Origin of the sequence: Mesorhizobium sp. M0195 (assembly GCF_040322115.1) — a bacterium.
In the GTDB taxonomy this organism is placed as follows: Bacteria; Pseudomonadota; Alphaproteobacteria; order Rhizobiales; family Rhizobiaceae; genus Mesorhizobium.
In genome coordinates this window covers 1-18,165 of sequence record NZ_JAMYSV010000006.1, presented here as the reverse complement: position 1 = coordinate 18,165, position 18,165 = coordinate 1, and the positions used below count along the sequence as shown (strand labels likewise).

General features: G+C 64.6%; 6 protein-coding genes. 4 read left to right on the top strand and 2 right to left on the bottom strand.

All coding sequences use genetic code 11. The features are described 5' to 3' along the window. Positions 1 to 66 precede the first annotated feature (66 nt). Both NKJ12_RS14520 and NKJ12_RS14515 read right to left on the bottom strand, forming a co-directional pair. Positions 67 to 6,117: a translocation/assembly module TamB domain-containing protein gene (locus NKJ12_RS14520; RefSeq protein ID WP_352703402.1), complete on the bottom strand. Its 6,051-nt coding sequence runs from the start codon at positions 6,115 to 6,117 to the stop codon at positions 67 to 69. Next, entirely contained in the window at positions 6,117 to 8,045 is a 1,929-nt protein-coding gene (locus NKJ12_RS14515) for an autotransporter assembly complex protein TamA (RefSeq protein WP_352505542.1), read from the bottom strand. Before NKJ12_RS14515 ends, NKJ12_RS14520 begins: the two co-directional genes overlap by 1 nt. Positions 8,046 to 8,318: 273 nt before the next feature. Here NKJ12_RS14515 and NKJ12_RS14510 point away from each other — a divergent pair, with 273 nt between their 5' ends. From NKJ12_RS14510 to NKJ12_RS14495, 4 genes are all read left to right on the top strand, one after another. Next, positions 8,319 to 13,799, top strand: coding sequence for an alpha-2-macroglobulin family protein (locus NKJ12_RS14510; RefSeq protein WP_352703400.1), 5,481 nt, complete (start codon positions 8,319 to 8,321; stop codon positions 13,797 to 13,799). Between the two features lie 214 nt (positions 13,800 to 14,013). Next, positions 14,014 to 16,104: a penicillin-binding protein 1C gene (gene pbpC, locus NKJ12_RS14505; RefSeq protein WP_352703398.1), complete on the top strand. Its 2,091-nt coding sequence runs from the start codon at positions 14,014 to 14,016 to the stop codon at positions 16,102 to 16,104. Positions 16,105 to 16,158: 54 nt separating this feature from the next. Then, positions 16,159 to 16,863, top strand: coding sequence for a M15 family metallopeptidase (locus NKJ12_RS14500; RefSeq protein WP_352505539.1), 705 nt, complete (start codon positions 16,159 to 16,161; stop codon positions 16,861 to 16,863). A 221-nt stretch (positions 16,864 to 17,084) separates the two neighbouring features. Then, on the top strand, positions 17,085 to 18,113 hold the full coding sequence (locus tag NKJ12_RS14495) for a sulfate ABC transporter substrate-binding protein (RefSeq protein ID WP_352505538.1): 1,029 nt from the start codon (positions 17,085 to 17,087) through the stop codon (positions 18,111 to 18,113). Positions 18,114 to 18,165 lie beyond the last annotated feature (52 nt).

The window sequence follows — 18,165 nt, the reverse complement described above, 5'->3', positions numbered from 1 at the left end:
CCGGGACATTTGCTGCTGCGCCGCTCGTTCATCGGGCAACCAGCTGTTCTGCGCGAACGGCCGGTTTCAATATTCCCGTTCGTAGAAAACACCGCCTTTGGCTTCGCCGGCGTCGGTTGCCTCACCACGCAGCTTGACGCCGCGCCCAACGTCGAGATCGACGGTTGCCTTGCCCGAGCCCGGCCTGTCGCCCTTCTGGATCGTCACGTAGGTGCGGTCGTTGAGATACTTGCCCGCCGAGACGGCGGTGCCGCCCTCTTCGTCGGTGATCACGTCGAGGTCGTCGACGCCGATCGCGCTGCGCAGGTTCTGCAGCAGGGAGGTCGAGCCGCCGATGCCGGCCAGTTGTCCGGCAGCCTCGGCAAGCTGAGCGATCTGCAGCGGCGACAGGTTCGACATCGAACGGCCGAAGATCAGCTGCGCCAGCACCTCGTCCTCCGGCAGCGCCGGTACCGAGGAGAAGGTGAATTTCGGGTTGGTCGCCTCGCCCGACACCACGATGGTCACGGTGGCGCTGGTCGTCTTCGATTGCGCCGTGAGATTGAGGTAGGGCACCAGAGAGCCGGAAAAGCCGACCGTGCCTTCGGTGAAGGTCAGCCGCTTGGCAAGGATCGTCAGCCGACCGCGCCGCAAGGTGAAGGTGCCGACCGCCTGGGGTGACGATGCCGGGCCGGTCAGCCGCAACGACCCGCCGAGTTCGGCGTCGACGCCCCTGCCCTGGATGAAGATCTGGCTCGGCGCATTGACCGTGACGTCGAGAATGAGGCCGCTGCCGCCGCCACCGCTGCTTGCAGCGGCCGGGTGCAACGCCTTGTCCTGCGCACGCACGGCGGCCGGCGCATTCTTGTGCTTGACGTTGAGCTCGGCCAGCGAGCCGGGCAGTTTTTCGGGTACGGTGATGACGGTCTTGGCCAGGTTGACGGTACCGGAAATCATCGGCGCGGAGGTGAGCGGCCCCTTAACGGTCAGGTCGCCGCCAAGATTGGCGGTGACTACCTTGCCGTCGGTATAGCGGCCGTCGACAAGCTTGATCGACAGATCGGCCGGAAAACCCTTAGCCGGATCGATGCCGACGGTGCCGCTGGCCGAAAGGCTGCCGCGCGTCGACAGCGTGCCGGTCAGTCGATTGATCCTTGCCACGCCGCCACCGACGGCGACATCGGCAGTGATGTCGTTGATCGCAAGCCCCGAACGCGCGTCGAGCAGGCGGGCGCCTGACGTGCGGACCGTGCCTGAGATCACCGGCGACGTCGCCGGGCCGCGTACCTGTATATCGACGTCGGCCGTGCCGCTCAGGGACAAGCCTTGCGCGGCGAGTGTCCTGGTGAGGAATGCGAACGGCACCTTGCCGGAAAAGTTGAGATCAAGGGTGGGCGCGCCTGATGTCGTCATCGTGCCGCCGCCCTTGAGACCGAGGCCGGCGGCATCGCTCATGTTGGCGTCGAAGGTCAGTCTGTTGCCCGAATACGTACCTGAGGATAAAACGCCCATGGCGCCGAAGCCTGCACCACGGGTCTGCGACGTCTGAACGCCTGCTGCATCGATCTTGAAAGCAACGGCCGGATTGGCCGGCGCACCCGTCACCTTCACCGTGCCCGAGATGGAACCGGCGGCATCGAGGCCCGGCGAAAAACTGTTGGCTATCGAGATCGGGACGCGGGCCAGCGTCGCGTTGAGGTCGAGCGCCTGCCCAGCTTTGCCCGTGACCGTCGCCGTGCCGCCGCCGAGGTTGAGCACCAGCCTGTCGAGGCTGGGCACTCCATTGGCGATGTTGATGGTCGAGGCCTGGGCGATAGCCGCCTTGATGCCGCGGATGGTCGCCTCGCCGGAGGCAAGTTCGACCGTCGTCGTGCCGTTGACCGCCTTGACCCGCCCACCGGCTTTCAGCGGAATATCCTTGACGGTGGCGCCACCGGAAAAACCGGTCCATTCGCCGTCGCGCTTGAGATCGACGTCGACGCCACGGATAACCGTGCCGCCGGAGGTCACGCTGTCGGCACGGATTTTGCCCGAGATCACCGGTGCCGCCAGATAGTTGGCGATCAGCGCATCGATGCTCACGGCCTTGGCCGAGACATCGCCGCGCGAGATCGAGCCCGTCATCGCCTTGACGGCGACCTGCGGCACGGCGCCCGCCTTGGAGAAGGCGATCGTGCCGCGCACATCGCCGTCGGCCTTTTCCAGTGCCAGGGCAGCAAGCGGACCGATATCGGGCAGGTCGAGCGCTACCGTGCCGACCGGGACGAAGGCATCGTCGAGCGCCAGGTCGCCGGAAATACGGTTCTTGCCCAGCGACAGCAAAAGCCCATTGATGGCGCGTTTGCCGTCCGATGTCGCCAGCACGGCGCTGCCCTGCAGCGGTTGACCCGCGACGTTTCCGGTGAGTTGCACATTCGCAGCCGGGTTGGCGGCATCAGCCTTGCCGGTGGCAGTGAGCTTCAGGCCAGTGATCTCGCGCGCCGCGACCGAAAGCCTGTCGCTGTTGACAGTCAGGGACAGATCCGGCGCAGTGCTGGCGCCTTGCGCATTCAGCGCGAAAGAGATGGCGCCTTTGGCGTCCTTGGATACCAGCGAGACGTCGCCCAGCGCGCCTTTGACGTCGGCGCTGAGCTTGTTGGCGGCAAGGCTCGCCTGCCCGTCTGCCGTTAGCGAACCGGACGACAGCCTGACGGCGTTGGCGGTGACATTGCCGTTGGCGTCTCGCTTCAGCGCGGCACTGAGTTGTGTTCGCGCGGCGAGCACGCCACGTACCGCCGCCGGCAGCGCCGCCGACGCGGCATCCGCCTTGAGATTTAGATCGATGGCGCCGTCGGCCAGCGAGACCCGCCCGTTGAAGCCGCTGTTCAACGCGTCGCTGGTCACTGTGCCGCTATCGATGATGACAGCGTCGGCGGCAAGGCTGCCGGCGAGTTTGGCAGTGACCTTGCCGGCGATCAGCGGTGCGACTGTCGGATTGTCGATGCCGATTTTTTCAGCGGTCACGGTGCCGGAGATCGGCCCGCTCCGGGCTTTCACGTCGAAGCGATCGGAGTGCAGCGCCAGCGTGATGCCCTCGACCTTAGCCAGATTGGTGGCGGCCGATGGCAGCGTCGCGGAGATGTCGAGCTTCGGCTGCGTGCCCTGCCCGGCCGCCTTTAGCGATATCGCCTGCAGCTCGAGCTTGATCGGACTTGCCTTGCTGCCGAACGACAGCGGCAGGCTCGGACCGGTCGAGGCGAGGTCGAGCGAGAAATCGCTGGCGCCGTTCGGATTGATGGTGCCGGCTGCCTTGCCGGAGATTTTCTCGCCGGCAAGCGTCGCCTGCTCGATGGCCAGGCCGCTGACCGAGGAGAAGCGGCCTGCCGCATCGAGATCGAGCGGCCCGAGCCCGGCCCGCCGGGTCTGGTTGGTTTCGGCGCCGCTGAGCCGGGCGTTGAAACGGACGTCGGGGGCAGCCGACGATCCCGTGACCTGCGCGGTGCCGCTGAGCGCGCCCACGGCATCGAGACCCGGTGAAAAATCATTGGCAAGCGCTGCCGGCACCGCCGACAAGGTGGCAGCGAGATCGAGCGTCTGGCCAGCCGTACCCGACACGGCAACCGAACCGCCGCCGACACCGAGCGCCAGGTTCTCAATGCTCACCATGCCATTGGCGATTGTCAGCGCCGACGGCTGTGCGATCGCTGCCTTGATGCCGCGGATGATTGCCTCGCCCGAGGCAAGCTCGATGCTGGTGATGCCGTTCGCGATCCTGACCCGCCCGGCCGCGCTGGCCGGAATGCCGGCGACCGTGGCGCCGCCGCTAAAGCCGGTCCAGTCGCCGTTGCGCTTCAGGTCGACATCGATGCCGCTGATCACCGTGGTTCCGGAAGTGATCATGTCGGCCTTGACTTTGCCGGCGATCGCCGGGGCTTTGAGATAATTGGCGACCAGCGCGTTGACGGCGATTGTCTTGGCCGCCAGTTCGCCGCGCGAAATCGCGGTGCTCGTCGCATCGATCGCGACCGTCGGTGCTCCATTGTCGTTGGCGAAGCGGATCGTGCCACGCACGTCGCCGGCTAGCGTTTGGCCGGCAAGTCTGGCCAGCGGGGCAATATCGGCGGCATCGAGGGCCAACGTGCCGAGCGGCAGCAGGTTGTCGTCGAGCCCGAGGTCGCCGGAGACCTTGTTGTCGGCCAGCGAGACGGCAAGTCCATTGATGGAGCGCTTTCCGTCGGTCGTGACCAGCGATGCCTTGAGGTCGAGCGGCTGGTCGTCGACCGAGCCGGTCAGCGAGACATCGGCGGCGGGACTGGCGATATCGGCCTTGCCGCGCGCGCTCAGCTTGATCTGCTTCACCGCATGGCCGGACGCCGTCAGGCTGTCGCTGCTGGCCGAAACCGAGAAGTCCGGCGCGGTGCGCGCACCGCTTGCGGTCAGCGCGAAATCGACTGCGCCGCCGACCTTCGCGCCAACCAGCGGCGACAGCACCGACACGTCGCCGAGCGTTCCTTTGATATCGGCTCGGATATCGGTGCCCTGCGCGCTGGCGGTGCCGCTGGCGTTGAGCGTGCCGGAGGTGAGCTGCAGTGCATTGGCGGCAAACGCACCGTCCGGGTCGCGGGTCGCGGTTGCGGAAAACTGCACGCGCTGGCCGAGAACCGAACTGATCTGCGGCGGCAGCGCCGTCGAAGCCGCGTCGGCATTCATCTTGAGCGTCATCGACAGATCGGCCAGCACCACGGTGGCCGTTACGGACGCATTGAGCGCGTCGCTGCGCAGCGTGCCTTGGTCGACGACGACCTGGTCCTTGCTGACGGAGCCGGCGAGACCGGCGCTGACCCTGCCCGTTATCAGCGGCGCCAACGTCGCAACGTCGGTGTTCAGGCCGGCCGCCGTCAGCTTGATGGTGACAGGCCCGCTACGGTTCTGGATGTCGAAACCATCCGAATGCACTTGCCCGATCAGGTCGTCCACCCGCGTGCCGCCCGCCACCACCGAGACCAGCGACGCGCCGATATCGACCATCGGCGCCTTGCCATCGCCGAAAGCGCGGGCCGTGGCGTCCTTGATCGCCACGGTTATCGGCTGCGCCTCGCTGCCGAGACTAAGCACGATCGGCGGCCCCTTTGCGGCGAGCTTAACGGAAAGATCGCTGGCACCGTTCGGATCGACAGTGCCGGCGGCCGTCGCGTGCACGGCATCGCTGTCGATATTGGCGCGCTCCACGTCGACGCCGCCGGCCGCGGTCGCTGTGCCGGCGAGGTCGAAGCTGGTCTTGCCGGCAAACAGCGGCTTCAGATTTTCGGGCAGGAAGCGCTCGAACTCGCCGTCACCCTTGGCCTCGACATAATGACCCTTGTTCGTGAGCTGATGACGACCGGTAAGCTGGGTGACGATCCGGCGATCGACGACAAAGGTCCCGATGCCATTCCAGTTGGCGAGCGGTCCGGTGCCGGAAACGACAATCTCGACCGGCGGCGCGCCCGGCAGCTTGAGCAGGTTGGCGATGATGCCGCCGGCCGGCTCGGATGCCCTCAAGTCGAGGTCGAGCTTGTTGTCGGCCGGCGCGAATTGGGCTTTGGCGTCGACCGTGCCTTGCTTGCCGTCATGGCGAACGATGTTGAGATTGGTCTCGATAGCCAACGGCGAGGCATCCGCCTTGAGCGCTCCCTTGGCTGCGAGCTCGGCAACACCGCTGCCGGCCAGAGCCTGCCCGAGTGCGATTTCGGGAAGGTCGAGCTGCTTGACATCGATGGAAACCGGCAGCGTGGTCGCCCCGCTTTGGCGCGGCTGTGTATTGGCCATCGGCAGCCTTGCCAACTCGATACGCTCGGCCCCAATGCGATCGGCGCTGAAGCTCTTCGACAGGAGTGCCAGCGGCGACCAGTCGACGGCCACCTTGCGCGCCACCATCCAGGCGCCTTCGCGATCCTCCAGAACGACATGATCGACCCTCAGCGCGCCCGACCAGATACCGTCGATGCCGACGACAGTGACCTTGCGATCACTGGTCGAGGCCATGGTCGAGATGATGCCGGCAAGGTTTTCGCGGCCGCGCTCGGTCTTGGTCAGCACGACGAGCGCCCCCACCGCCGCTGCCACGACGATGAGCAGCGTGTAGAAAAGGATACGAAGGATGCGCCTGAATATTGCCATCAGAATGCCTGGCCGATGCCGGCATAAATGCCGAAATGAGGATCGTCGGGGCCGCGGTTGAGCGGCACTGCCGCGTCGATGCGGAGCGGCCCGAACGCCGTCAGATAGCGCAAGCCTACACCCGCGCCGACCTTCATGTCCGAAAAATCGGGAACCTGCCTCGTCGACACCGTGCCGGCATCGACGAACGGCACAACGCCGATCTTGTCGGTGACGGCGATGCGCATCTCGACCGAGGTCTCGAAGAAGGAAAGCCCTCCGATCGGCTCTCCATTGCTGTCCTTCGGGCCGATGCCTTGATAAGCATAGCCGCGCACCGAACCGCCGCCGCCTGAGTAGAAGCGGCGATCTGCCGGAACATCTTGAAGACTGGCGCCGATGATAGAGCCGATGGCGACACGTTCGGCGAAAACGAATTTCGAGGCCGAATCGAGCGACTGGTAGGCCGACCCCTCGCCCTTCAGCTTGACGAAGGCAGCCCCGCTCAAAATGTCGTAGCTCGGCTCGGCATAGGCCAGCACCCTGAAGCCCCGGGTCGGATTGAGCTTGCTGTCGCGATTGTCGTAGACATATTGCAGTGGAATGCTGGCGATCAGATAGGTGTGCTTGCCGAAAGCGTCGTGGATCCTCGAATAATCCAGCGCGACTTGCGCGGAAACCGTCTGCTTCTTGTCGAGTTCGTAGGATAGGCCGGTACTGCCCTTGACCGAGAAATGGTCATAGGCGTCGGGGTGCTCCAGCACAGCATTGACGCTGGCAATGAATTTCGACGCCGGCCCGACCACGCCCGGCTTTTCGAACATGACGCCGGCATTGTAATTGAGCTGGGTCAAGTCGTTGCTGCCGATGCCGCTGATCTTGCCGTCGATGCGCAGCTTTTCGGCGCGGCCAAACAGATTGCGATGCCCCCAATAGCCTTCGAGGCCCAGCCCTTCGGTGTTTGAGAAGCTGCCGCCAATGCCGAAATAGCGCGGCTTGCGTTCGCTGACCTGGACACCGATCGGGACATTGCCCTCGGCGTCGAGGGCGTCGGCTTCCTTCACCGTCACGCTGTTGAAGACCTCGAGGCCGAGCAGCCGGTCGCGTGCATCGTCGATCTCATCGGGCGAATACTGGCGGCCACGCTTCAGACCGGTCATATATTCGGTGAAGTCGCGGTCGACCTTTTCGGTACCCTCGACAGTGGTGTCGCCATAGCCGGCGACCGGGCCGGCCGCGACGGTGAGCGTCACGTCGAGCGTCGAACCGGTGTGCTCGGCGACGATCTCGCGGCCCGTCACCTTGGCCAGCGGCCTGCCTTCTTGCTTGAGTGCCCGCACGATCGCCGCCTCGGCCTTGAGCACGGCGCCCGAACTGGCGTCACCGCCGGCGATCAGACCGAAATCGGCACTTGCCAGCCCCGCTGCATCGCCTTTCAGTCTGATGTTGCCAAGCGTGAATTTCGGCCCGGCCGCTATGCTTATCACCACCGGAATCGGCTGCGGGCCGGAAAACTCGGCATCGGGCGGCAGATCGTCGAGCGGCTTGCCCTGAATAGTGATGGTGACGACCCCCTCGTAGCGGGCGTCCGCGTAGAGCGCGGCGACAAGTTGCTCACGGTCGCTGCGCGCCTTGGCCAAAAGACCCAGCGAACCTGATACCGGGTGTTCCTCGTCGGCTTTCAGCGCCGAGGCGTTTTCGAGCTTCTCGGCGAGATCCTTGTCGGCGTCGGGCGTCTCGATCGTCACGGCATAACGCAGCGGGTCAACGATGTCGGCATCTTCGTCCTTCGACGATCCCCATAGCTTGATGCCGAAAATCTCGAAGGCTGCCGCATTTCCGGTCTCGACAATAAGTACCGCCGAGCACAGCAAGGCGAAAAGCAGGGCGCGCGAAAGCGCGCGCCGTTGCGCGGTTCCTCCCGACATCTGCCTTTCATACGCCGGCATTACGCTCCTAGCCTAGCTCGCAAACCTAAAATTGGAATGAAGTTCTGAAGCACTCGTAAAGGGGCCACAATCCAATTGCTGAAATAGACAGGGCTTGGAACTCACACCTTCTGCGTCGCCGCAAGAAAGCGTGATCCCCTGTCCTATGGAGCTACTACCGGTCATCGGCCGGAAAGCAAACCGTTGGCAGGCGGATCCTGCCGCGTCCTGATGTTGACAAGCGCCACTGAAGCTTGAAGATTTCTGGACGTCAGCACTTGTCTGGAGGGGTTTATGGCAATGCGCGCGGCTCGTGGTCTATCGATTCTTTTCCTTCTCTTTTTTGCCTGGAGCGGTGTCGCGCAAGCGGCCGAAGCCCGGCGGGTGGTGACATCGGACAATTCCGACTATTTCGGTTTCGATCTCAGATCCGACCAGAATGTCAGCCTCGACCAGTGCAAGACCACCTGCCTCGGCGACCCGGCCTGCCGCGCCTTCACCTACAACCTCAAGGCCAAATGGTGCTTTCTTAAATCCGATTACAACTCGTTGAAACCCTTCAGCGGCGCCGTCGCCGGCAAGGTCGTCAACATCGATGGCGATCCCGACATCGGCGCGCCACCCGAACTCGCCTTCTTCCCGAACTGGATGGCAGACCAGGCCCAGCAATACCGCAACAAGCTCACTGGCCCGACCTACACCAAGCCGACCGAGGGGCTGACGGCGCTGAGGGCCGCCGCCGAACAGTCGGCGCTGACGGGCGATCATCGCGCGGCCATGCACAAATACGAGGCGGCGGTTTCGGCGTTGCCTGATGACGGCCAGCTCTGGCTCGAGCTGGCGCGCGAAACGCTTGCCGTCCATCCGACCGCCAACAGTTCGGAGCCGTCGACGCTGCCGGCGAACGCCACTTCCGCCGCCTTCAATGCCTACAAATTGCTGCGCACCACCAGGACGCGCGCCGACGTGCTGGCGCTGCTCGGGGACGGCCTTGATCGCCGCGATCTCTACAGGCCGGCCCTGCAGGCCTACGAGGCGAGCCTCGCTCTCGTCAATTCGCCGGCAGTCAGGGCCGCCTACCAGGATCTCAAGGCCCGCAAGGGCTTCCGCGTCATCGATCATACCGTCGATGCCGACACCAGCGCGCCACGCATCTGCGCGCAGTTCTCCGAGGAGCTGGTCAAGACCGGCGTCGACTACTCGCAGTTCGTTACTGTCGACAACGCCGCTCCCAAGGGCGTCGAAGCCAAGGACAAGCAGATCTGCGTCGAAGGGCTCGAGCACGGCCAACATTATGACGTGACCTTCCGCGCCGGCCTGCCGGCCGCCATTGGCGAGGTCACCGCGGCACCGGTGGTTCTATCGATATATGTGCAGGACCGCGCGCCTTCGGCCCGCTTCACCGGCGACAGCTTCGTGCTGCCCGCCGGCGCACGCCGCGGCATACCGGTCGTCACCGTCAACATGAATGCCGCCGAAATGAAGCTCTTCCGCATCGGCGACCGCTCGCTGGCCCAACTTCTGTCGGGATATCAGTTCCTGCGCCAGCTTGACGGCTACGACATTTCGAACATCTCCGAACAGATGGGCGAGCCGGTCTGGCAGGGCCAGCTCGACATCGCCAACGACCTCAACAAGGAAGTCACCACCTCCTTCCCAATCGACCAGGCGCTGCCGAAGCGCAAGCCCGGCGTCTATGTGCTGACCGCACAAGCCGTCGACGATCGCAGCGACGACTATGATTCGCACGCCACGCAATGGTTCGTCGTCTCCGATATCGGCCTGTCGACCTATACCGGACAGGATGGACTGAACGTCTTTGCGCGTTCGCTCGCAACCGCCAAGCCGATTGCCGGCGCCGAGCTGACGCTGCTTGCCAGGAACAATGAAATCCTCGGCATCGCGACCACCGACGCGGAAGGGCGGGCGGTGTTCAATCCCGGCCTGACGCGCGGCGACAGCGGCATGGCACCGGCCGTGCTGATGGCCAAACAGGGCGACGACGATTTCGTCTTCCTCGATATGGGCCGCGCCGGCTTCGACCTGTCCGACCGTGGCGTCGCCGGACGGCCGGCACCTGGCGCGCTCGACGTCTATGCCTGGACCGAGCGCGGCATCTACCGCGCCGGCGAAGATGTCCATGTCGCGGCTCTTGCCCGCGACAGTGCCGCCAAGGCGGTCGAGAACCTGCCGCTGACCTTCATCTTCTCGCGGCCCGACGGCGTCGAGGACCGCCGCATCGTCAGCGACGGCGCGTCGGCCGGCGGTCACGCAGTCGACCTGCCGCTGGAACCCAACGCCATGCGCGGCACCTGGACGGTGGCGATCCATACCGATCCCAAGCAGGCGGCGGTCGCCAGCCAGATGTTCCTGGTCGAGGACTTCGTACCGGACCGCATCGAGTTCGACCTGTCCTCCGACAAGCAGGAGATCGCCCAGGGCGAGACCGCCAACATTACCGTCGACGGCCGCTTTCTCTACGGCGCGCCGGCCGCGGGCCTCGCGCTCGAAGGCGAATTGACGCTGTCGACCGCCCGCGATTGGGACCGCTTCAAAGGCTATTCCTTCGGTCTGGCCGACGAACAGTCGGCTGAACCGACAGTGACGCCCTTCACCGGCCTGCCGGTGGTCGGCGAGGACGGCAAGGCGACCTTCCCGGTCTCCGTCGATCAATTGCCATCGACCACCAAGCTGGTCGATGCCAAGATCACTGTCAGGATGCGTGAAACCGGCGGCCGCGCCGTCGAGCGCTCGCTGAATATCGGCATCCGCCCGCAGGGCCACATGATCGGCATCCGTCCGGATTTCGACGGAGACGAGGTGCCGCAAGGCGGCACGGCCAAGTTCAGCGTGATCGCCGTCGACCCAGACGGCAAGCGTGAGGCGCTGAAGGGCGCACAGTGGTCGCTGGTCAAGGTCGAGCGCAGCTACCAGTGGTACCGCTCGAGCAACTCCTGGAACTATGAGCCGGTCACCTTCACCAAGGCGATGGCCAACGGCCAGGTCGACCTGAGCGCCGATGGTGAGGCTACGGTGTCGCTGCCGGTCGACTGGGGCCGCTACCGGCTCGAGATCGAGACAGCGGATCCGGAAGGTCCGGCCACCAGCTACGAGTTCGACGCCGGCTGGTATGTCAGTTCCACCACCACCGAAACGCCCGACGGCCTCGAGATCGCCCTCGACAAGGATACCTATGCGGCGGGTGAAGTGGCCAAGCTCAAAGTGTCGCCGCACTTTGCCGGCGAGCTGCTCGTCACCATCGGCGCCGACAAGCTCCTGAAGACCGTCACCGCCAGCGTGCCGGCCGGCGGCAGCACTGTCGACATCCCGGTCGGCGACGACTGGGGTGCCGGCGCCTACGTCACGGCAACGCTGTTCAGGCCGGGCGATGCGCAAGAGACACGCATGCCGGCGCGCGCCATCGGCGTCAAATGGCTGAAGCTCGATCCCGGCTCGCGGAAGCTTGCTGTCAGCTTGGCGACGCCGGACAAGACCATGCCGCGCCAGCAGCTGTCGATCCCGGTTGCCGTTGCCGGCGTGCAGCCCGGCACCAACGCCTATGTCATGGTCGCGGCCGTCGACGTCGGCATCCTCAACCTGACCAACTACAAGGTACCGGATCCGGAGAACTGGTTCTTCGGGCAGCGCATGCTCGGTCTCGAGGTTCGCGACATCTATGGCCGGCTGATCGACGGCTCGCTGGGCACAACCGGTAAGCTGCGCACCGGCGGCGACGGCGCCAACATGCAATCGCAAGGCAGTCCGCCGACCGAAAAGCTGGTCGCCTTCTTCTCCGGCCCGGTCCAGCTCGACGCCGACGGCAAGGCGCGGATCGACTTCGACATTCCGCAGTTCAACGGCACCGTGCGCGTCATGGCCGTCGCCTGGACCAAGGAGGCGGTCGGCCATGCCCAGTCCGACGTCATCGTGCGTGATCCGGTGGTAATCACCGCCGGCCTGCCGCGCTTCCTGGCGCCCGGCGATTCCGCCGTCATGCGGCTCGACGTCGCCGACACCGACGGCCCCGCAGGGGACTACAAGCTGACCGTCAACACGACAGGCGACCTGTCAACCGGCAATGCCGCCTTGCCTGAAAAGCTGACGCTCGCCAAAGGCAAGCGGCAGACACTGACCGTGCCGTTGATTGCGCAGACCGCAGGCAACGCCTCGATCACCATCAGGCTTGCGCATGCCGACGGCACCGCCGTCGAGCAGACGCTCTATGTGCCGGTGCGCCCGGCGCAACTGCCGGTGACCACCCGCATGGTCGTTGACCTCAAGGGCAATGGCGGCGCGCTGCGCGTCGACAAGGAACTGCTGGCGGCAAGCCTGCTCGATGGCGCTTCGGTCAGCGTCGGCGTTTCGCAGGCGGCTGCCTTCGACGTGCCGTCGCTGCTGATGACGCTCGACCGCTATCCCTATGGTTGCGCTGAACAGACCACCAGCCGCGCCATGCCGCTTCTCTACGTCAACGACATGGCTTCCGGCATCGGCATGGCCAGCGACCCCGATCTGCATGGCCGCGTCCAGGACGCCATCTACAAGGTGCTGAGCTACCAGGCATCGGCCGGCAGCTTCGGCCTGTGGGGTCCGGGTTCCGGCGATCTGTGGCTCGACGCCTATGTCACCGATTTCCTGACCCGGGCGCGCGAGCAGAAATACGACGTGCCGGCCTTGGCGATGAACCAGGCGCTGAGCAATCTGCAGAACGCGATCGGCTACGATCAGGATGTCCAGGATCGCGGCAGCGAGATCGCCTACGCGCTCTATGTGCTTGCCCGCAACAAGAAGGCCTCGGTCGGCGATCTGCGTTATTATGCCGACACCCAGCTCGAAGCCTTTACCAGCCCGATGGCCGTCGCCCAGCTGGCGGCGTCTCTCGCGCTCTACGGTGACACGCAGCGCTCGGAGGCAACCTTCCAGGCCGCGCTGCAACTGGCCAAGTCGACACCCGAATATGACTATTACCGATCCGACTATGGCTCGCCGCTGCGTGACGGCGCGGCAATCCTGGCGCTTGCCGCGGAAAGCAAGCCGGTGCCGACCATCGTGCCGGCGCTGATCCAGTTGGTGACCAGGGAACGCGCCGAGGCCAGGTGGACCAGCACACAGGACGAGTCCTGGATGCTGCTGGCGGCCCGGGCGCTGAAGGCCGGCAATGATTCGATCGCGCTGACCGTCAACGGCGCACCGCATGCCGGCGGCTATTCGGACCAGATCGCCGGTGGTGACCTGGCCGACAGTCCGCTGACCATCGTTAATACCGGCAGAAATCCGCTGCAGGCGGTCGTCACCACTGTGGCCTCGCCGATCCAGCCTCTGCCGGCCGGCGGCAACGGCTTTACCATCAGCCGTACCTACTACAAGCTCGACGGCACAGAGGCCAACGTGACGGAGGTCAAGCAGAACGAACGCTATGTCGTCGTGCTCAAGGTTTACGAGCAGAACACCTGGCCTTCGCGGCTGCTGATCACCGACCTGCAGCCGGCCGGCTTCGAGATCGACAATCCGGGCCTGGTCTCCAGCGCTCAGTTGACGAACTTCTCCTGGCTGGCTCAGACCGATGCCGCCCATCTGGAATTCCGCGACGACCGTTTCGTCGCGGCGTTCAATCCCAACGACGGCGACGGCGACCGCAACATCACGCTCGCCTACGTCGTGCGCGCGGTGACGCCGGGCACCTATGCCCACCCGGCGGCAACGATCGAGGACATGTACCGGCCGCAATATTCGGCCCGCACCGCCACCGGCATGATGGAGGTCAAGGCGCCGTAAGGCAAAAAAAGGCGGATCGGAATATGGCGATGGCGCTGCCCCTCATTGCCCTGCCGGGCATTTCTCCCCGTATAGAGACGGGGAGAAAGAGCCATGCGCCGAAGTTTTCGCCGAACCTTAACGCCGCAGAGAAGGCGCCAAGGGTCGCGACAGCCCCCTTCTCCCCGTCACTAAACGGGGAGAAAGTGCCGGCAGGCGGATGAGGGGCGGCGCCATGCTCTCCAGAAAATTCCTGCGCCGAGCGGCCATCACGGGCACTTCCTTTGCCGGTCTCGCTGCAATCACCGCCGTCGCCCTCTGGCAGCTCGACCGCGCATTTCCGCCGCCGCTGCCGGCTGCTTTGACGGTCTCGACCGAGGTGCAGGACCGAGACGGCCAACTGCTGCGCGCCTTCGCCACGCCGGACGGCTACTGGCGGCTCGCTACCAGCCTGGACCAGGTCGACAAGCAGTTCGTCGACATGCTGGTCACCTATGAGGACAAGCGTTTCTGGGGTCATCAAGGCATCGACGTGCTGGCACTGGCGCGTGCCGCCGGCCAGTTCGCGACCAGCGGCCATATCGTCTCCGGCGGTTCGACGCTCTCGATGCAGCTCGCCCGCCTGATCGAACCACGCGACAGCCGCAGCCTCGGCTCGAAGATCAAGCAGATGCTGCGCGCCCTGCAAATCGAACGGCGGCTTTCCAAGCGCGAGATCCTCGAACGCTATCTGACGCTGGCGCCCTATGGCGGCAATCTCGAAGGTGTGCGCGCCGCTTCGCTCGCCTATTTCGGCAAGGAGCCGAAACGGCTGACGGTTTCGGAGGCCGCCCTGCTCGTCGCCTTGCCGCAATTGCCGGAAAAGCGACGCCCTGATCGCAATCTCGAGATTGCCCACGCTGCCCGCGACCGGGTGCTGACCCGCATGGTCTCGGCAGGCCTGCTCGGCGAACGTGAGGCCGCGCGTGCCGCGCTCGACGATGTGTCGGGGCTGCGGCGCACCTTGCCGGCGCTCGCTGCCCATGCGGCCTATGCAATGCTGCCCAAGGCCATCCCCGGCCAGAAGCTGCAACTGACGACCCGCAAGAGTGTCCAGGAAGGGCTGGAGCAGGTGGCGAAAGATGCAGCCGCCAGGCTCGGCCCTCGCCTCTCGGTGGCCATGGTGCTGGCCGATGCCCGCACCGGCGATATCCTTGGCGAGGTCGGCTCTGCCGATTTCTTCGATGCCACCCGTTCGGGCTGGATCGACATGACCAAAGTCGTCCGCTCGCCTGGCTCGACGCTGAAGCCGTTCATCTACGGCCTCGCCTTCGAACAAGGCCTGGTGGCGCAGGAGATGCTGATCGAGGACAGCCCAGCCGATTTCTCCGGCTACCGGCCGAAGAACTTCGACATGGGCTATCAGGGCGATGTCAGCATCAGGCAGGCGCTGCAATTGTCGCTCAACGTTCCGGCGATCCGCGTGCTCGACGCGGTCGGCCCGGCCCGGCTGATGGCGCGCTTTCGCCAGGCCGATGTGACCCCTGTACTGCCCGTCAACGAGGCGCCTGGCCTGGCAATCGGCCTCGGTGGCGTCGGGATGACACTGCGCGACCTGGTTCAGCTCTATGCCGGCCTTGCCAATGGCGGCAAGGCACACACGCTGCGTGACGGCACCGAGCCGGAGAATACCGAACGCTCGACCACCACCATCCTCGACGGACAGGCGACCTGGCAGATCACCGACATCCTGTCAGGCGTCAAGCCGCCTCAGGGTGCCGCCCAACGCGGCATCGCTTACAAGACCGGCACCTCCTACGGCTATCGCGACGCCTGGTCGGTCGGCTTTGACGGCCGCTATGTGCTCGGCGTATGGGTCGGGCGCCCCGACGCCGGCGCGGTGCCCGGCCTGTCCGGCTACATCTCGGCGGCGCCCATCCTGTTCGAAGGCTTTGTCCGTTCCGGCCTGGCCGCCGTACCACTGCCAAGCCAGCCGTCCGGCGTCCGGCGTCCCAAACGCGAGGAGCTGCCGGTGACGCTGACGCGCTTCGGCGCCGGCACCGATGGGCTGGTGCAGGCGACGCCGACCGAACCTGCGCCAACCATCATCTTTCCGCCCGACGGCGCCCGCGTCGATCTCGGCACTTCCTCGGCCGACGCCTCGCCGCTGGTTCTCAAGCTGCAGGGCGGCCGCGCACCATTCCGCTGGCTGGCCAACGGCAAGCCGCTGGTCGGCATCGACCGGCGGCGCACCGCGACCTGGCAGCCGGACGGCGCCGGCTATTCGACCCTGACCGTGATCGACGCGGCGGGACGCGCGGCCAGCGTGAAGGTTTTTGTCGAGTGAAAATTTCCCTTGAATAGATTCCGGCAGGTGATTCAGGGGAGTGGGGTTTACGCCTTGCTTTCGGCCGCCGGTATTTCCTCGGCCTTTGCTGACACCCTCCCCGCCGGCTTTGTTCGGCTGGCCGACATCGATCCCAGTATCCGGCAGGATATCCGCTATGCCGGCCTCGAAAATTTCCTGCATCGCAAGGTAAGCGGCTACGATGCGCCGGTATGCGTCCTCACCAGGCAAGCGGCGCAAGCGCTTTCGGCAGTGCAGAAAGCGATTGCTGCCGAAGGGCTGACGCTGGTCGTGTTCGACTGCTACCGCCCTGCGCGGGCTGTCTCCGACATGAGTGAATGGACAAAAACGGGCGGGCCACCGGACCCGCAATGGTATCCAAAGGTCAAGCGCAAGGATCTCATCGCCAAGGGTTATATCGGCGAACTGTCCACCCATTCGCGCGGATCGACGGTCGATGTCGCGATCGCCCGGGTCAACCATAAAAAACAGGCCGGCCGCACGAGCGCTCCGAAACCGGCCTGCGGCGCGACCGATGCCGACACGCTCGATTTCGGCACCGGTTTCGACTGTTTCGATCCGGCGAGCGAAACGGCTCACCGAGCGATAGACGATGAAGCCGCGGCTAACCGCAAAAGACTTGTCGAGGCGATGCGCGCCGGCGGCTTCAAGAATTACCCACGCGAATGGTGGCACTTCACGCTGGAAAACGAGCCGTTTCCAAGAGAGCGCTTCAACTTTCCCGTTACCGGCGAATAAGCTGCCGAAACCTCGTTCGGACGAGACGCAGCCATTGCCGAAGAGCTGGCCGTCTCTAGTTAATCGCGTCGGGAGCGCGATCATGGTCCATGCGGGAAAATAGTTCTTCGCATCGCCGAAACTAGGCGAAAAATTGCTTCAATGAGCCAAAAAAGGCAACATTGATTGCATCTAAATTCTATCAATTCGGTAGATTTGGCGCGAGTTCAACGGAGGCGGAAATGACCAAACCTCATTTCAGGAAACTGCTCGGCGCACTGGTCGCCACATCCGTCCAGTTCGGCACGCTCGGTTTCGCGTTTGCCGACACCACCATTCTCAACGTGTCCTATGATCCGACGCGTGAGCTCTATAAGCAATTCGATGAGGCCTTCATTGCCCACTGGAAGGCAGAGACAGGTGAGACGGTCACCGTCCAGCAGTCACATGGCGGATCCGGCGCGCAGGCTCGCGCCGTGATCGACGGCCTCGACGCCGACGTGGTGACGCTGGCGCTCGAAGGCGATATCAACGCCATCGTTTCGAAAGCGAAGAAGATCAATCCAGACTGGCGGACGAAATTCGAAAACAATTCGGCGCCCTACACCTCGACCATCATCTTTCTCGTCCGCAAGGGAAACCCCAAGGGCATCCATGACTGGGGCGATCTGGTCAAGGACGACGTCCAAGTGATCACGCCGAATCCCAAGACCTCCGGTGGCGCGCGCTGGAACTACCTCGCCGCCTGGGCCTATGCCAGCTCCAAGGATGGCGGCGACGAGGCCAAGACCAAGGAATTCGTCGGCAATCTCTATGCGCATGTCCCGGTTCTCGACACCGGTGCGCGCGGCGCCACCGTGACCTTCGCGCAAAAAGGGCTGGGCGACGTGCTGCTCGCCTGGGAAAACGAGGCCTATCTGGCGCTCGATGAGTTCGGCGCCGACAATTTCGATATCGTCTACCCGCCGACCTCGATCCTGGCCGAGCCGCCGGTCGCCGTGGTCGACGCCAATGTCGACGCCAAAGGCACACGCAAAGTTGCCGAAGCCTATCTGAGCTATCTCTATTCCAAGGAAGGCCAGACGCTCATCGCCAAGAACCATTATCGCCCTTCGAAGCCCGACCTGGTGCCGGCGGAGGACTTGGCCAAGCTGCCTGAGATCAAGCTGATCACCATCGACGACCCGCTTTTTGGCGGCTGGAAGAAGGCACAGCCTTATCATTTCGGCGATGGTGGTATATTCGACCAGATCTACAAGCCGGCCCAGTAGCATTTAGATCAGGACGACATGACCACAGCACCCGCCAAGGCGGGGTGGCGAT

Coding starts and splice junctions, on each gene's coding strand:
- pbpC (WP_352703398.1), top strand. CDS start 14,014: ATGCTCTCCAGAAAATTCCTGCGCCGAGCGGCCATCACGGGCACTTCC.
- NKJ12_RS14495 (WP_352505538.1), top strand. CDS start 17,085: ATGACCAAACCTCATTTCAGGAAACTGCTCGGCGCACTGGTCGCCACA.
- NKJ12_RS14515 (WP_352505542.1), bottom strand. CDS start 8,045: ATGCCGGCGTATGAAAGGCAGATGTCGGGAGGAACCGCGCAACGGCGC.
- NKJ12_RS14520 (WP_352703402.1), bottom strand. CDS start 6,117: ATGGCAATATTCAGGCGCATCCTTCGTATCCTTTTCTACACGCTGCTC.
- NKJ12_RS14510 (WP_352703400.1), top strand. CDS start 8,319: ATGGCAATGCGCGCGGCTCGTGGTCTATCGATTCTTTTCCTTCTCTTT.